Raw genomic sequence first — 16869 nt, 5'->3', positions numbered from 1 at the left:
TCGGGTGGCAGCGGTCGTGAGAGGCGGCGTCAAGCGCCACTGCGTCGGGCGAGCCGCTGCTGCAGGAGGACGGCGACGACGATGATCGCCCCCTTCGCGACGGCCTGGGCGGAGATGGAGAGGTTGTTGAGCGTGAAGACGTTCGACAGCGTGGTGAAGATCAGGACGCCGAAGACGGTGCCCGCGATGGTGCCGCGGCCGCCGGAGAGCAGCGTGCCGCCGATGACGACCGCGGCGATCGCGTCGAGCTCGTAGAGACCGCCGTGGGTGGCGCTTCCCGTTGTGGTGCGGGCGATGAGCATCACGGCGGCCAGGCCGCAGCACAGACCGAGCAGCGAGTAGAGCATCACGGTGTGGCGCCGCACGTCGATGCCGGCGAGGCGCGCGGCCTCGGGGTTGCCGCCGACCGCGAACGTGCGGCGGCCGAACGTGGTGCGGTTGAGCAGCACCCACCCGCCCGCGGCGACCAACGCGAAGATCACCACGAGCACCGGTACCCCCAGCACCGATGCGTCGAAGAACGCGGTGAAGCCCGGCACGTTCACGATCTGCGTCCTGCGGTTGGAGATGATCTCGGCGAGTCCGCGTGCGGCGGCGAGGCTCGCCAGGGTCGCGATGAACGCCACGACCCGGCCGTAGGCGATGAGCGCGCCGTTGACCAGTCCGCACGCCCCGCCCACGAGCAGGGCGGTGAACACCATGACGATCCAGTGCGAGTCGTTCGCGATCCCTTGTGTGGCAATGGTGGTGGCCCACACCGAGGACAACGCGACGATCGCGCCGACCGACAGGTCGATCCCGCCGCCGGTGATCACGAACGTCATGCCGATGCTGACGACGCCGATCACCGCGGCGAGCCGCAGGATGGTGAGCAGGTTGTCGACGTCGGCGAACCGGTCGCCCGCCGTGACCACGCCGCCCAGGCACAACAGCACCAGGGCGACGACGAGTCCGGTGTTGCGCCCCGCCGGTGAGGCGAGCAGCGCCGAGATGCCGGACTCCTTGGCGGGCGGTGCTTTCAGGGTCTGCTGCGCGGGCACGGCGGCGGTGTCCTCGCTCATGCGGCATGTCCTTCCATGACCAGGTCGAGGACCCGGGACTCGTCGATCTCGTCGGCAGGGCCGTCGTGGACCACCCGGCCCTCGCGCACCACCAGGACCCGGTCGGCCAGCCCCAGGACCTCCTCCACGTCGCTCGACACGACGACCACGGCCACGCCGGAGTCCGCGAGCGCGCGGATGAGCTCGTAGATCTCGCTGCGCGCGCCCACGTCGACGCCGCGGGTGGGTTCGTCGAGCAGCAGCACGCGGCACTCGCGCAGCAGCCACCGCGCGAGCACGACCTTCTGCTGGTTGCCGCCGGACAGCCCGCGCACCACGCGGTCGACGCCGGCGGGCCGGACGTCCAGCGACTCGGTGAGCGTGGTCGAGCGGGCGCGTTCGGCCCGGTCGTCCAGGAAGCCGAACCTCGCGAACGCCGACATCGACGAGACGGTGATGTTGCGGTACACGGCCTGGTCGAGCAGCAACCCCTGGCTCTTGCGCTCCTCCGGGCACAACCCCATGCCCGCCCGCACGGCCGCGCCGACGCTCCCTCTTCGCAGTTTCCTGCCGTCGACCTCGACCGTGCCGTGGGCAGCCTTCCGCGCGCCGTAGATCGTTTCCAGGATCTCCGAACGCCCCGACCCGACGAGTCCCGCGAGCCCGACGACCTCACCGGCGCGCACCGTGAGGTCCACCGGGTCGAAGTCGCCGTCGGTCAGGCCGCGCGCCCTCAGCACCTCGGGCGCGGCCGGGTCGACCGGTTTCCGTTGCGGGAACACGTTGTCCAGCACGCGGCCGGTCATCAACGCGATCAGGTCCGGCGTCCTGACCTCGCGCGCCGACAGTCCCGTTGCGACCGTGCGGCCGTCTTTGAGAACGGTCACCCGGTCGCCGATCTCCCTGATCTCCGCGAGCCGGTGCGAGATGTAGATCACCGCCACCCCCTGGGCGGTGAGCTCCCTGATGATCCCGAACAGCACGCGCACCTCGTCCGGATCCAGCACGGCCGACGGCTCGTCCATGATCAGCAGTTGCCCGTCGAGCGACAGCGCCCGCGCCATGCTGACGACCTGCTGGTGCGCCACGGACAACCGGCCGACGTCGCGGTCGGGCGAGATCTCCGGGTGCCCCAACCGCTTCAGCAGCTCGCGGGTCCTGCGCCGGGCGTCCGCCCGCCGCGTGAAGCCCGCGGTGGACAGCTCGTGGCCGAGGAACACGTTGTCCGCCACCGACAGGCCGGACACGAGGTCCAGCTCCTGGTAGATGGCGGCCACCCCGCTGCGCATCGCGGCGGTCGGGTCGCCGAACGACACGACCTCGCCCCGCCAGCGGATCTCACCCTCGTCCGGCCGGTGCGCACCGGACAACACCTTGATCAACGTCGACTTGCCCGCGCCGTTCTGCCCGAGCAGGCAGTGCACCTCACCGGCCCGGACCTCGAAGTCCACGCCGCCCAGAGCCGTCACGCCCGGGAAGCGCTTCACCACGCCCCGGACCGACAGCAGTGCCGCGTCCGTGCTCGTCATTGAGTCCTCCGGAGCCCCGGCAACCGTTGTGCCGGAAGGAAAGTGGGGCTTGAGGACTGCAAAGCTAATGAGACGGTTCTGTCCGGACAAGATGGTCGGGGTGGCACATATCGGCCATCTTCGGGCTTGACCGGGCGGCGCTCGTGGGCATGCGTGCGGCGTCAGAGCCGAGGCAGGGCGCTCCAGGCTCCCCGCCCGACGTGCACGGCGAGCTCCGCGGTGATCCTGGCGAGGTCGAACTCGACGTCGCGGTGACGCAGCCGCAGGTACTGGCACGTGGCGAGGCGCTGGACGTCCGCGGGAAGCGAGGCGTTCGTCAACCGCTCGACGTCGTTGATCAGGACGGGCACCACCCTGATGCCCCGGGCGAACGCCTCGGCGATCTCGCGCCGGACCCAGTCGCTCTCGTGGTCAACGGCACGCCCTCCCGACTCGTGCGGCGTCGTGAACCACCGGGCCCCGATGACCGCGACGAGCACGCCGGCACCCCGCACGCCGTCGAGCAGTCCGGCGGTGAAGTCGTCTCCCGGACGGATGCAGGAACCGGCGTGGAAGACGGCGGCGGCGCCGAGCGCCCTGCTCAGTTCGCGCTGCAGCAGTGCGGCGAACCCCGGTTCGTCCTGCGTCCGGTAGTTGATGAAGATCCAGCTCATGGCGGCGAGCACACCACGCTCGCACCGCCCGGTCCCGGTCGTGGCGGCGAGGTTCGCGAAAGTGCGCCATCCCCCACCACACTCGGGTCATGGACGTCTCGGCGCAAGATGTTCGACTGGTCCGCCGCCTGCTGCTCGACGACCTCCGCAAGGGTTCGGGCGACGGCCCGCCCGTTCTTCCCCCTGTCCTCGCGGCGGTGGTCGAGGGCCTCACTCCCGCCGAGATCCGGACGGGTCTGGTGCTGGTGGTGACCCGGTGCCGTGCATCAGGTGCCCTGTCCGCGACGGACGTCCGCCTGTGGATCGACTCCTCCGGCCTGCGAGGCGTCCGGACCGGCGTTCGCGCCGTGGCCGCGCGACTGCGGCTCTCCGCCCGGCACGCCCACCGCAGGATCCGCCACTGCGACGAGGTGGTGGCGCAGGCGTTGAGCGGCACGACGAACCTCGGCGAACTCGTGCACGCCGGGGTGGTGCGGGACCGCTCGGAGCCGGAACTGCGGGAGACGGCACGCGCCGAGTGCCTCTTCCTCCCCGCTCCCGAGCGGATGCTCGACGCGCTCACCGCGTACCACCGCAACCGCCGGCCCGGCTCCACCGCCGCGTCGTCCTACCTGGCCGGGAACAAGGACGCCCGCTACCGCGACGCCGGCAGGGTCAGGCCGTGGCTCGACTCGATCGCCACCGACCCCCCGCTGCCGTCGACCACCGCCGCGGACGAACGCGTCCTGCTGGTGTGCCACGGCGTCGAACTGGCACGCGACCCGCACCAGGCGCTCGCGCAGATCGACCAGGCCATCTGGACCCGGCAACGGGCCGTGCTGCCGTTGTTGCTCGCGCACGCCGGCCGGCTGATCACCGACGTGGGTGCCGCGGGCGTCGACGCCTGGCTGCACTACCTGCAGGTGCGCTACCACGCCGCCATGGAGTCCGAGAACATCACCGCACTGCGGTACGCGAGGGCGTGGCAGGTGGACGCCGCGCGGTACAGCCCGCTCGGGCTCGCCGACCTCCGCGTCGGCCGCGGCATGAGCGGACGCGGGCACGTCCTGCAGATGTTCGGTCACTTCGACGCCGCGATCCGCTGCTTCGCCGCGGCCGCCCGGCACGCCTCCCACTTCCGGGCTCGCGCGGGCGACAGCGCGGACGAACAGGAGCTGTACCGCGACTGCCTCCAGGGGGCGCACGCGCAGCTCGCGTACACCGAGGCCCTGCGGGGAGGAGACCGGTCCAGGGCCCTCACGGCCATGCGGGCGGTGCACGCGGTCGCGGACGACGACGACCGGGTCGACGTCCAGTTCACCCGGCAACGCCGTGCCCTGGAGCTGGCACTGGGTTTCGCCGTCCGGCGGCACGACCTGGTGCTCGCACCGGCCGGTCGGCGGGACGCGGGGCTCGTGGAGGACCAGTTCCAGCGGTTCGTCACGACGGCGAACGACCACCCGTCGCCGAACCGGCTGCTCGCCGCGCAGGACATCACGCTGCTGTACGCGGTGCTGACCAGGGACGCGGCGCTCGGGCGGCAGGCCCGCGAGGCGTTCCAGGAGATCAACGACGGCCAGGGCGGGTACGCGAACCTCACGCACCGGTTCAACAGCAGGCTGCGGGCGGCGCGAGCGCTCTGCGGCGGGTTCCGGGACATCGTCGACGTCTCGGGGCCGCCTGATCCGCTGCGCCAGCCGACCGCCGTGCCCGCCCGTGCGACCGGCTTCCTGGTCAGCGCTTGGGGCGGCTCATGACCAGCGCGCTGCCGGACAGCAGCGTCAGCGCGCCGAACGCGATGCCCACCGCGGTGAGGCCTGCCAAGGACGCGCCCATGTTGCAGACCGCGAACACGACCAGGGCGACCCACAGCAGGGCGCGGTTGCGGCGGGAGTTCGTGGTGATCTCGTTGTTCGTCATGCCGAGAACGCTATTGACGGCAGGCCGTGCGCGAGATCCCCTGCACTGCCGGATCCGGGGTGGAGCAGGCTCCACCCCGGCACGTCACGCGGGCGGCGCCAGCACGACCACCGAGTTGTGGCCGCCCATGCCGAGCGACGACTTGATCGTGAGGCCGTCCCGCAGCGGCGTGGGGCCGTCGAGCAGCCGCGGGTGGCCGGACGCGACCACCGGCGGTGCCGGGATCACCCCGTTGTCGTACGCCATCGCGGTCACCGCGACCTCGATCGCCGACGCCGCGCCCTGGCAGTGGCCGGTCAGCGGCTTGACGGAGAAGATGCCGGTGTCGGGTGCGAAGAGCTGCTCCAGCACGGCCGCCTCCGCCGTGTCGCACTGCGCGGTGCCCGGTCCGTGCGCGTTGAGGTAGCGGACGTCGGCGGCGCTCACCCCCGCATTGTCCAGGGCGTCGGTGAAGCAGGCGGTCACCTGGTCGAGTCTCGGGTCGATCGACGTCACGTGGTACGCGTCGTGCGACATCGCCCCGCCGAGGGTGAGGGCGTAGGGGTTCGTCGCGTCACGCGAAAGGACGAACGCGACCGACGCCTCGCCCATCACGAACCCCCTGCTGCCCTCCTGGAACGGGCGGCAGGCGTCGAGCGGTTCCGCGTCCACGATCGCCACGCCGAGCCGGACGAAGTGGGAGACGTTCTCCGGGGTCAGGGAGAGATCCGTCGCCACGAACACGACGTCGTCGACGATTCCGGCGTCCAGCCAGGCCTTTGCCGTGATCAGTCCGGCGTTGCCGGAGGCGCACATCGCCGAGACGTTCATCGCGGGCCCGTGGAAGCCGTACTCCTGCATGAACGTGGACATGGGGGTGGACGGCATCAACGCCAAGTAGTCGTGCACGGGTAGGCGACCGCCGCGGGTGACGTAGAAGTCGCGCCACAGGTCGACCTCGCCCAGCACGACGGCGTGGAGCAGGCCCACGCGGCGGCCGGGGGTCCACCCGCGCCTGCCCGCGTCCTCGACGGCCTCCCTGGCCGCGGACCGCATGGCCTGCGCGAACCGGCTCGGCCCGTCGGCCGGATCACCACCCTCACCGACGCAGGCGGCCCAGACGGTGTCACCGGGGAACCGGCCGAGCTCGGGGACGATGGACGCCGCCGGCTTGCCGCTCAGCAGTCCCTCCCAGAGCGACGGGCGGTTCCACCCGTACGCGCTGACCACGCCGATTCCGCAGATACCAACACCTAGAGCAACCATAACCCGCTCCCCCTACACCGAGGGTTGACACCTATTAGAGGTAAGAATAACGGTGTAAACCAACTCTCGGTAATACAATGATCGTCCACAATGGACTCGGAAGAGTGGGCCCTGATCATCGGCCGGTCGCGGCGACCCGATATAACGGCACACCATGTTCACGCCAGACGGATGCGGCTCTGGTCAACTGTGTAGTAGGACTTCCCGATGGTCACACCACCGCGGTCCCCACGAGAAGTCGGATCGGGGAACGACGACGTGAGCGGCCTGACCGGCGACGACGAGTTCGACCACGAGCTGCTGGTCGAACTCGCGCTCTCGGTCGGCGCCGCCGTCGTCTGGTGGCTCGACCTCGGCACGGACCGGCTGGGCTGGAAGCCGGGCCTCGACGCGGTGATCGGCGTGCCGGGAGAGGCCCACGACGTCGTGCGCACCCGGCTGGCCGAGCTGATCGCGCCGCTGACCGTGGCCGCGAAGGCCGCGCCGGCCTGGCAGGACTTCGAGCTGGAACAGTCCTTCGAGACCCCGGCCGGCAGGCGCTGGCTGCACTTCCGCGCCCGCGTCTCGACCCACGGGTCCGCACGGGCCCTGGTCGGCGTCGTCGCGGACGTGACCAGGCGCAACGTCCAGCAGCAGGAACTCGCCGACCTGGCCGACCGCTACCGGCTGCTGGTCGACCTCGCCCCCGAGGCGATCGTGGTGCACGAGGCCGGTCTGCTGGTCTACGCGAACCCGGCGGCGGTCCAGTTCGTGCGGGCGCGGTCCGAGTCCGACCTGCTCGGACGGCCGATCACCGACTTCGTGCACCCGGACTCGGCGCCGGAGATGCTGCGGCGGATCTCGAAGCTCACCGAACCCGGCGCGACGAGCGACCCGTCGGACGCCGTCCTCGTGCGGTTCGACGGCGGCACCACCGACATCGAGTCGGTCTCGGTGCGCACGACGTGGGAGGGCAGACCCGCGTTCCAGGTGATCATGCGGGACGTCACCGAGCAGAAGGCGGCCGCCGCGGCGCTGCGCTACCAGGCCGCCCTGGCCGCGCACGTCAGCGACGCGTTGATCGCCACCACCTCCGACGCCGTCGTGACCAGCTGGAACCGCAGCGCGGAGAAGGTCTACGGCCGGCGCGCGATCGAGGTGATCGGACGGCCCATCGCGGAGGTCGTGGGCGCGCCGCTGGACCCGGTCGAGGTGCTGGAGGCCGGTGGCGTGGTCGACGCGGTGCACCGGAGCTTCGACGGCGGCGTGCTGGCGATGCGCGTCTCGGCCGCCCGGATGGACGACGGCTACGTGCTGATCTGCGCGGACGAGACCGCGCGCCGACGGGCCGAGCACCACTTCACGGCCGTGGTCGCCGCGATCGAGGAGGGTGTGCTCGTCGTCGGCAGCACGGGCCTCGTCGAGTCCGTCAACCCTGCGGCCGAGCGGATCCTCGGCGTGCGCGCGCAGGAGGTGATCGGCCAGCCCGCGTCGCTGGCCGAGCTGCACGACGAGTCCGGCCAGCCGATCGCGCAGGCGGACTACTCGTCGGCCATCACGCGCGCCACCGGCAGGGCGCAGCACGGCCGGATCCTCCGTTCGCTGCGCCCGGACGGCAGCCACGTCTGGCTGTCGCTGAGCGCCCGCGCGCTCTCCCCGGACGGCATGCTGCCGTCGGCGACGGTCGTGTCGTTCACCGACATCACCGAACGCCGCATGATCGACAGCCAGCTGGAGCACGAGGCGACGCACGACGCGTTGACCGGCCTCTGCAACCGCACGGTGACGATCAACCGGCTCAGCCCCGCCGCCCGCACCCACCGGTCGGGACTGACCGCGGTGCTGTTCATCGACCTGGACAAGTTCAAGGTCATCAACGACTCGCTAGGCCACAGCACCGGCGACGAGGTGCTGCGCGTGGTCGGCACGAGACTCAGCCGCAGCGCCCGCAGAGGCGACGTAGTGGGCAGGCTCGGCGGCGACGAGTTCACCGTCATCGCCTACGGCGTGACCGGCCCGGACGAGGCCACCGCCCTCGCCGACCACGTCCGCGCGGAGCTCAACCGCCCGATCTCGGTCGACGGCCGCCGCCTGCACGTCGACGCGAGCGTAGGCATCGTCCTCGCCGAGCCGGGCGACCCCCGCGGCGGCGCCGACCTGCTGCGCGACGCCGACCTCGCGATGTACCAGGCGAAGACCAGGGGCCGCGGCCGCATCGCGTTCTTCGACGTCGAGCTGCGCGACAGCATCCAGCGCCGACTCCAGCTCGAACAGGACCTCCGCACCGCACCGCTCGGCGACCAGCTGTGGCTCGCCTACCAGCCGATCGTCGACCTCCGCACCGACCGGCGCACCGCCGTCGAGGGCCTGCTGCGCTGGACGCACCCGCGCTACGGCCTCATCTCCCCCGGCGAGTTCATCCCGCTCGCCGAGGAGAGCGACCTGATCAACATCATCGGCGCGCACATGCTGCACACCGCCACCCGCGAGATCGCCGACCTCGCACCGGACCTGGAGCTGACGGTGAACCTGTCGGCGCGCCAGCTCGACGACCCGTGGCTCGTGTCCGCGGTCCGGCACGCCACCCACAAGGCGGGCCTGGACCCCAGCTCGTTGTGCCTGGAGATCACCGAGAGCGCTCTCACCCGCGACCCGGCCCTGGCCGCCCGCACCCTCGCGGCGCTGCGGGACCTCGGTGTGCGGCTGGCGATCGACGACTTCGGCACCGGCTACTCGTCCCTCGCCCAGCTGCTCGCCCTGCCGCTGGACACGCTCAAGATCGACCGCTCGTTCACGGCGGGGCTGGGGCGTTCCGACGAGGCGGAGGCGATCGTCACGAGCATCATCGCGATGGCCCACGCGGTGGACATGACGGTGATCGCCGAGGGGGTGGAGCAGGTCGAGCAGCTGGAGATCCTGCGGACGCTCGGGTGCGACCAGGCGCAGGGGTTCCTGCTGGGCAGGCCGGTGCCGCTCGCGGACCTGTGAGGTCGCGGCCCGACAGCGTTGCCATCGCCTCCGCGCTCTGCCCGTCTGCGGCCGAACAGGTCGCCGACTTCATGCCGCCCGGCCGCCCGCCACCGCCCCGTCTGCGGCCGAACGGTCTCCTGTGCCAGACGGCGAGCGCTAGTAGCGTCCCGCACATGAGACGACTGCTCAGCGTCGCGTTGTCGTTACTCCCGACGGGCCGACCTGCGCGTTGACAACGTTGTCTTCCCTGCCTGACGAGGAGAGGAAGGTCGATGTTCGGATCCCTGCACCGACGCGCCAGACGCCCGATCCCCCTGATGGTCGCCGGCCTGCTGACCGCAGGCCTGTTCACCGCCCCCGCGACCGCCGCACCGGCCGCGCTCGCCCTGACCCAGCACGTGAACCCGTTCATCGGCACCGACAACAGCAACTCGCCGAACCCCGTGCCCGGTGGCGCGGGCGGCAGCACCTACCCCGGCGCCGTGGTGCCGTTCGGCATGGTGCAGTTCAGCCCGGACACCCCGACCGCCTCGCCGTCGGGCTACCGCTACAGCGACACGAGCATCCAGGAGTTCAGCCTCACGCACTTCAACGGCGCGGGCTGCGCCAACAACGAGGACCTCGGCATCCTCCCGATCACCGGTGACATCACCTCCTCCCCCGGCACCAACTGGACCGGCTACGCGGGCTCGTACACGAAGGCCAACGAGTCGGCCGCGCCCGGCTACTACAAGAACCGGCTCGACAACTACAACACCGGCGTCGAGCTGAGCGCGACGAAGCGCACCGGGTTCATGAAGCTCAGCTACCCCAGCACGACGACGGCGCGCGTGCTGATCAACAGCAGCCGGAGTGCCACGGGCAACCGCAACGGGTCGATCGCGATCAACGGCAGCCAGCTCACCGGGGTGTTCACCGGCGGCGGCTTCTGCGGGGCGTCGAAGACCTACCAGCTCTTCTACGCGATCCAGTTCGACCGCGCGCCAACGGGTTTCGGCACGTGGCTGGGCGGCACGGTGACCGCCGGGTCGGCGAGCACCAGCGGCGTGAACTCGGGCGGCTACGTCACGTTCGACACGTCCGCGAACCCCGTGGTGCAGCTGAAGGTCGGCGTCTCGTTCGTCAGCATCGCGAACGCCCAGGCGAACCTGGCCGCCGAGGCCCCCGGCTTCGACCTGGCCGCGACCAGGACCGCCGCCGACACCGCGTGGAACGACGTGCTGAACCGGGTGCAGGCGACCGGCGGGTCCGCCGCGGACCTGCAGAAGTTCTACACGGCGCTGTACCACGTGTTCCAGAACCCCAACATCGCCAGCGACGTCAACGGCCAGTACCGCGGCTTCGACCAGGCCGTGCGCACGGCGTCCCACACCGTCTACCAGAACTACTCCGGCTGGGACATCTACCGCTCGTGGGCGTCGCTGATAGCGCTGCTCGCGCCCGCGGAGTCCAGTGACATAGCCAAGTCCATGGTCCTCGATGGGCAGCAGGGCGGCCTGCTGCCGAAGTGGTCGCACAACAGCAACGAGCACTTCGTGATGAACGGCGACCCCGGCCCGATCGTCGTGTCGAGCCTGTACGCGTTCGGGGTGCGCGGGTTCGACACCGCGGCCGCGCTGGCGTTGATGGACAAGAGCTCCAACGGCGGCACCACGCAGGGCGGGACGATCCGCGGCCGGCAGTCCGGTTACGTCAGCAGGCAGTTCATCACCGAGGACCCCTCGGACTCGCTGGAGTACTCGGCGTCCGACTTCGCCGTCGCCCAGTTCGCGGGAGCGGTCGGCGACACGGCGAAGTACAACACCTACATGACCCGCGCCCAGTGGTGGGCGAACGTCTACAACCCCGAGTCCGGCTACGTGCAGAAGCGCAACACCGACCGTTCGTGGGCGTGGCCCGTCACCCCGGCGAGCCCGAGCGGCTACACCGAGGGCAACGCGTCGCAGTACACGTGGATGGTGCCCTACAACTTCGGCGGCCTGATCAACCTGATGGGCGGCCCGAAGACGGCGATCCAGCGCCTCGACCACCACTTCACCCAGCTGAACGGAGGGCTGAGCCAGCCGTACTTCTACATCGGCAACGAACCGGAGCACGGCGTGCCGTGGGCCTACCACTACGCCGCCTACCCGCAGGGCACCAGCGCGGCCGTGCGGCGGGTGATGACCGAGTCGTTCACCACGGCCGCGGGCGGGCTGCCCGGCAACGACGACCTCGGCGCCACCTCGGCGTGGTACGTCTGGTCCGCCATGGGCCTGTACCCGCCCACGCCGGGCGCGGACGTGCTCGCCCTGCACGGCCCGCTGTTCCCGTCGATCACCGTCACCAGGCCGTCGGGCACGTTGCAGATCAACGGCTCCGGCGCCGGCCCGACCTCCCAGTACGTGCAGAGCTTCAACCGCAACGGGACGGCCACGTCGCGGACCTGGCTGCGGTACGGCGACATCTCCGGCAACGCCACCCTGAACTTCACCATGGGTTCGTCGCCCAGCACGTGGGGCACGAACGCGGCGGACGTGCCACCGTCCTACAACGACGGTTTCACTCCCCCACCGGCCGCACCGGCACTCGGCACCAACCTCGCGCTGAACAAGCCGGCCACGGCCTCCACTCCGTGCAACGCCAACGAAGCCGCCGCCAAGGCGTTCGACGGCAGCCTGTCCGGCAAGTGGTGCTCGCTGGCGAGCGGCACGAAGTTCCTCCAGGTCGACCTCGGCTCGACGCAGAACGTCGGATCGTTCGTCCTGAAGCACGCGGGACTCGGCGGTGAGAGCACCGGCCACAACACCGGCGCGTACAACGTCCAGACGTCGGTCGACGGCACGAACTGGACCACCGTCGTGAACGTGTCGTCGGTGAGGTCGAGCCGTTCGCACCACCCGATCACGCAACGGCAGGCGCGGTACGTCCGGCTGAACGTCACCACGCCGGCGAACAACGGCAACACGGCCGCGCGGATCTACGAGTTCGAGGTCTACGCCGGTTAGCGGATGTGCTCCTGGCCGGGTCGTGATGCCCGGTCAGGAGCACCACTCCTGATCCACATCCGATCGACAAACGGTCGACCTCCCTGGCACACAGTGCTTTCGTCACGCACCCAGGGGGAGGAACCAGCCATGCCGTCGTTGCGAGTCGGCTCAGTCAGGACCTGCGCGCACAAGAAGGTCGTCGTTCTGAAGACGGGGGTGAAGGACGGCGAGGAGGACGCCGTGGTGGTCGCCCCGCTCATCAGGTCCAAGTCCTCCGGCGGGCCGGGAGTCGAGGTCAGGGACCGCGTGTGGGGCGTCTACCGGGTGCTGGTCGGCCAGGCGAGCACCGTTCGGGTCAAGAGCCTGGTCACGGTGTGGACCGGACCGGATTACATCGGGCCCGACGAGATGAAGGCCGTGCTGCAGGAGGCCGGCAAGTAGAGCCGGGGAAATCCGGCGCGCCGCCGCAGCGCCCTCTGCGATACTCCCCGCTGTGACATGGGGGAACAACCTGCCGGGAGTGCACTTCCTGCTCTCGCTCGTCGAGCCGGGGGACGCGGCGGTGGTGCGGCGGCGGCTCGGCATCGGGAAGCCGGAACGGCACGTCTACAGCCGCGCGGCGCAAGAGCTTCAACGGCTCGGAGCGCCCCGGTCCGTGTGGCTGTGGGTGCTCGAGGAGGACGAACCCAGGACTCGCGGGCTGGTGTTCCACCACTCCGGCACGCCCGACGCGCTCAAGAACGACATCCTGCGCGGCAGGCCGTTCGGCCGCGGCGAGACGTGGCTGCCGATGGCCGAGCACTGCGTCGACGCGTTCTGCTCGCACGAGACGCGGGAGATCCCCGTCGGTCCGAACGGGATGATCGGGGAGCTTCGGGCCGCGCGGACGATGGGCACGGCGCGGATCGCGGTGCGGTCGGTGACCAGCGAAGACTGGGCCGAGGTGGCGGCAGCGGACGAGGCGGAGCCGTTGCCCGGCTACGCGCGGTGGGCGCTGACCGAACGGATCGACTGCCCGGCGCGGGTGCGGACCCAGTTCGGGTCGCATCCCAAGTTCGCGCACCGGTTGCGGCAGGCGGGCATCGTCGAACTCGTGCAGTACGTCGAGACGACGAGACCTCCGCACGCGGTGCTGGGGGTGCTGCACTTCGGGCGCCTGCTGTTCCCGCGCAGGCTGGAGGAGGCCGTCGCGGTGCTCAGTCCGTTGGTGCGCTCCGAGTTGGGCGCCGACCCGGACGCGTGGGCGGTGCTCGCGCAGTTGCTGCCGACGTTCGCCGGAACGGTGCCGGAGCTGGTGCGGACCAGCGGCGCCATCGCGCACGCCGGAAGGTGACGGGCGGCTGGATTCGAACCAGCGTAGTTCACCTTTGCAGGGTGTGCGTCTGCCTCTGCGCTACGACCCGTCGGCACGGATCCTACTGGTGGGAGAGATGAGCTACCGCAAGCGCCCGCCGGTCGTCGACCTGACGGACCGGCGGGCTTTGGCGAACTGGCGTCCGGCCGAGCCCTCGGTGGTGGCCGAGGCCGAGCGGCTCAAGGAGGCCGCGCTGCTCGACTTCGGGCTCTCCGAGTCCGCGGTCGGCTCGTGGCTGTTCTCCAAGTGCCGTCACCAGATCGCGACGACCGCGGTCGACACGGCCGCCGTCGTCGCGTCCGGTGACGGCACGTGCCTGCTGTTGTTCAACCCCGGCTTCTTCGTGGGCATCGGGCTGGACGGCGTGAAGTTCGTGCTGTTCCACGAGGCCCGGCACCTGGTGCACCGGCACCTGTTCGTCGACGAGGAGCTGCGGGCCGACCCGGTGTTCACGCTCGCAGCCGAGGTTGTGATCAACCACGTCGCGACGGTGCGGCTGGGCCGGGGACTTCCGTTGCTGGACGGCAAGAAGACCGGCATCAACCCCGTGGAGGTCCACGAGAAGTACGTCGAGGACCTCACCGCGAACGGGTTCACCCCGTTGGCGTACCAGGACTTCGTCGACACCGACATGACCGTCTACACCGAACTCAAGCGTATGGCCGACCCACCCGTGCCGGCACCGCTGTGCGTCCACGTCACCCACGAGGTCCAGCTGGACCAGCAGGCGATCGACGCGGTCGTGTCGTCCGCGCTGCTGAACTCGCTGCTGGCGGCGCGACGCGGCAACGGCAACGCGGAGTCCGAACTGCTCGATCTGATGGGCCGCACCGAGGACGTGGCGGGCAAGGTGTGGGGCAGCCTCGGCGCGGGCGCGTTGCGGGGCACCGCGGCGAGGACCGGCAAGGTCGACTGGTGGCAGCGGTGGCTCGTCGACGTGCTCGGGTCGAAGCTGCGCGAGGGCGAGCGGCTGGTGTACCCGAAGAAGCGCGGCGCGGTGCTGGCCGCGCTCGGGCACGACCCGGTGCTGTCACGGCGCGGGCCGGTGCGGGACAAGGTGCTGGTCATCGCCTACGACACGTCCGGGTCGATGCCCGCCGGCGTCGTCGAGTGGATGACCGACCTGGTCGGCGGGATCGACGGCGTGCAGGCGCACTGGCTCGCGTTCGACGGTGTCGTGATGCCGTTCCGGCCGGGTGAGCCCGTGCTCGGCGGTGGCGGAACCAGCTTCCAGGCCGTCGTGGACCACGTCGAGGGCCGGTCCGCTGTGGACGGACAGCTCTTCGAGGAACGCCCGGACGCGGTCATCATGCTCACCGACGGCCTCGCGCCGCACGTCACCCCCGCCGAGCCGGACAAGTGGATCTGGCTGATCACCGAAGGCGGCGACGACTGGCCCGACCACCACACACCACCCATGGCCTGCCACCGCGTGCGGCCCGTGACCGGAAGAAGCCGATGACCACGACGACCACCGCGAGGTCCGAGCTGGCCGCGTTCATCGACGCGATGATCGACATCGGGCAGACCGGGCAGATCTTCGGATCGCACGGCATCGGCAAGACCGCGACCTTCTTCTCCCACCTCGCCGAGGCCCACCCGGACACGCAGCTGGTGTTCGTGCCTGCCGCGAACCTCACGCCGGACGACCTGCTGATCAACGCTCCGGTGCGCGAGGACGGCGAGCTCGTGCTGCGCCAGCTGGTGATGAGCCAGCTGCGGCCGGGCGGGAAGTTCGTGCTGCTGATCGACGACTCGCTGCAGGCGGGCGAGACGATCCAGTCTCAGCTCATGCAGATCGCGTGCAACTGGACGCTCGGCGAGCACGACCTGCGCGAGCTGGGCTGTGTCGGCGTGTTCCTGACCGACAACGAGTCGCTCGCCGAGACGTCCGCCCGGCGCAGCGACCTCGCGATCCTCGACCGCATGGTGACGGTGCGGATGACGGCGAACGACACCGCGTGGCGCCAGAAGCTCGCGTCGCGGTACCGCGAGTGGGACCTGGGCGCGTTCTTCGGTGTGTGGAGCTCGCTCGGCGCCGGGCTGCGGGAGTTGTTGTCACCGCGCACGATGGAGCACGTCCTGGCCAACGCGCGCGAGGGTTTCCCGTTGCGCTGGGCGCTTCCCCTGGTCAACGGTGAGCGGCTGCGACTGCAGGAGGCGCACGGCAAGAAGACCACCGACCGCACCGGCGAGATCCTGGACAGGCTCGCGACCGCGCTCGGCGTGCCCAACCCCGCCACCGTCCCGGACCCGGTGCGGCGGGTCCTGAAGGCGGCGCTGCGCAACCGCTGGACCGTGCTGCTGCAGGGCCCGCCCGGCTGCGGCAAGACCGAGCTCGTGCGCGAGACGCTGCGGGCAGGGCTGGGCAGGGACCCGCTGTACTTCTCGTTGCCCGTCACCAACGTCGAGGACCTCTGCGCTCCACTGCCGACGTCCGAGGGCACCCTGGAGAACCTGATGGCGCGCCCGTTCACCGGCGGCGAGCCGAAAGCGATCGTCTGGGACGAGTACAACCGGCCCAAGGACAAGGCCGCGTTCGCACGCCTGATGGAGATCACGCAGGAGTGGTCGCTCGCCGGCCGGCCGATCGAGAACCTGCGTGCCCAGGTGGCGATCCAGAACCCGCCCTACCACCTCGGCCGCAAGCTCCTGGTGTCGCGCAACAACATCGCGCAGGCGACGCGCTTCACCGCGTCGCTCGTGGTCGACCCCGCCGACATCCCGGCGAACGAGTGGCTGATCAGCAGGTACGGCGGTGTCGCGGAGACCGTCCTGGAGTGGTGGAAGCACGACATCGACGACGAGGGTCGCGAGTGGATCACCAAGCGCACCGTCGAGCGGCTCGTGAAGCTGCACGAGCGCGGGCTGCCGCTGAAGCTCGCGACCATCTACCTGGGCGAGGGCGAGTACGCACCCGTCCCGCTGACCGCGCTGGTCGACCGGCTGGCCCACCGCCCCGTGACCGGGCTCGGTGAGCTGGCGAGGCAGGTGGACAGGTGGGAGGACCGGTTGCGCGCCGAGTCGGCGTCACCGGAGGGCGGCAACGACGGCGACGTCGTGCACCAGGTGCTGGCCAACGCGGAGCTGTCCCAGTTGCGGCGGCACCGCAAGGTCGTCGCACGGCTGGTCGCGCTGCTGCCGCCGAAGCTGCGGGCCACGTACCTGGTCGGCATGGCGGAGGACCGGCAGCGGTTCTGGGTCGAGGTGTTCGCGAAGATGCCTCGCTAG

Annotated in this window: 12 protein-coding genes and 1 tRNA gene; 7 read left to right on the top strand and 6 right to left on the bottom strand. The window is 70.7% G+C overall.

The window, feature by feature from the left end; all coding sequences use genetic code 11:
- Positions 1-29: 29 nt before the first annotated feature.
- The 3 genes from ACFWN2_RS12880 to ACFWN2_RS12870 form a co-directional block, all read right to left on the bottom strand.
- Positions 30-1061, bottom strand: coding sequence for an ABC transporter permease (locus ACFWN2_RS12880; RefSeq protein WP_382427167.1), 1032 nt, complete (start codon positions 1059-1061; stop codon positions 30-32).
- Complete coding sequence (locus tag ACFWN2_RS12875) at positions 1058-2569, bottom strand: sugar ABC transporter ATP-binding protein (protein WP_382427165.1); 1512 nt, start codon at positions 2567-2569, stop codon at positions 1058-1060. Before ACFWN2_RS12875 ends, ACFWN2_RS12880 begins: the two co-directional genes overlap by 4 nt.
- Before the next feature lie 161 nt (positions 2570-2730).
- Entirely contained in the window at positions 2731-3222 is a 492-nt protein-coding gene (locus ACFWN2_RS12870) for a toll/interleukin-1 receptor domain-containing protein (RefSeq protein WP_382427163.1), read from the bottom strand.
- 89 nt (positions 3223-3311) lie between these two features.
- Here ACFWN2_RS12870 and ACFWN2_RS12865 point away from each other — a divergent pair, with 89 nt between their 5' ends.
- Positions 3312-4958, top strand: coding sequence for a hypothetical protein (locus tag ACFWN2_RS12865; protein WP_382427161.1), 1647 nt, complete (start codon positions 3312-3314; stop codon positions 4956-4958).
- Here the strand turns inward: ACFWN2_RS12865 and ACFWN2_RS12860 are convergent.
- A complete protein-coding gene (locus ACFWN2_RS12860; RefSeq protein ID WP_382427159.1) occupies positions 4936-5121 on the bottom strand; it encodes a hypothetical protein in 186 nt (61 codons plus the stop codon). The two genes, ACFWN2_RS12865 and ACFWN2_RS12860, sit on opposite strands and share 23 nt — an antisense overlap.
- An 84-nt stretch (positions 5122-5205) precedes the next feature.
- Positions 5206-6366, bottom strand: a complete 1161-nt coding sequence (locus ACFWN2_RS12855) for a beta-ketoacyl synthase N-terminal-like domain-containing protein (protein ID WP_382427158.1) — start codon at positions 6364-6366, stop codon at positions 5206-5208.
- Positions 6367-6573: 207 nt separating this feature from the next.
- On the opposite strand from ACFWN2_RS12855, the gene ACFWN2_RS12850 reads away from it, so the two are divergent.
- The 4 genes from ACFWN2_RS12850 to ACFWN2_RS12835 all read left to right on the top strand — a co-directional run bounded on the left by ACFWN2_RS12850 (position 6574) and on the right by ACFWN2_RS12835 (position 13617).
- On the top strand, positions 6574-9333 hold the full coding sequence (locus ACFWN2_RS12850) for an EAL domain-containing protein (protein WP_382427157.1): 2760 nt from the start codon (positions 6574-6576) through the stop codon (positions 9331-9333).
- A 254-nt stretch (positions 9334-9587) separates the two neighbouring features.
- Complete coding sequence (locus ACFWN2_RS12845; RefSeq protein WP_382427155.1) at positions 9588-12302, top strand: GH92 family glycosyl hydrolase; 2715 nt, start codon at positions 9588-9590, stop codon at positions 12300-12302.
- 129 nt (positions 12303-12431) lie between these two features.
- A complete protein-coding gene (locus tag ACFWN2_RS12840; protein WP_382427153.1) occupies positions 12432-12725 on the top strand; it encodes a hypothetical protein in 294 nt (97 codons plus the stop codon).
- A 52-nt stretch (positions 12726-12777) separates the two neighbouring features.
- Complete coding sequence (locus ACFWN2_RS12835; RefSeq protein ID WP_382427152.1) at positions 12778-13617, top strand: hypothetical protein; 840 nt, start codon at positions 12778-12780, stop codon at positions 13615-13617.
- Here ACFWN2_RS12835 and ACFWN2_RS12830 read toward each other — a convergent pair.
- A tRNA-Cys gene (locus tag ACFWN2_RS12830) sits at positions 13615-13689 on the bottom strand. The two genes, ACFWN2_RS12835 and ACFWN2_RS12830, sit on opposite strands and share 3 nt — an antisense overlap.
- A gap of 25 nt (positions 13690-13714) precedes the next feature.
- On the opposite strand from ACFWN2_RS12830, the gene ACFWN2_RS12825 reads away from it, so the two are divergent.
- Both ACFWN2_RS12825 and ACFWN2_RS12820 read left to right on the top strand, forming a co-directional pair.
- Positions 13715-15100: a hypothetical protein gene (locus ACFWN2_RS12825; protein WP_382427150.1), complete on the top strand. Its 1386-nt coding sequence runs from the start codon at positions 13715-13717 to the stop codon at positions 15098-15100.
- Positions 15097-16869 (top strand): AAA family ATPase, encoded by a 1773-nt coding sequence (locus ACFWN2_RS12820; protein WP_382427148.1) that lies wholly within the window; start codon positions 15097-15099, stop codon positions 16867-16869. The genes ACFWN2_RS12825 and ACFWN2_RS12820 overlap by 4 nt, the downstream gene beginning before the upstream one ends.

Origin of the sequence: Lentzea sp. NPDC058436 (assembly GCF_042721515.1) — a bacterium.
In the GTDB taxonomy this organism is placed as follows: domain Bacteria; phylum Actinomycetota; class Actinomycetes; order Mycobacteriales; family Pseudonocardiaceae; genus Lentzea.
This window is presented reverse-complemented; position numbering and strand designations above follow the sequence as displayed.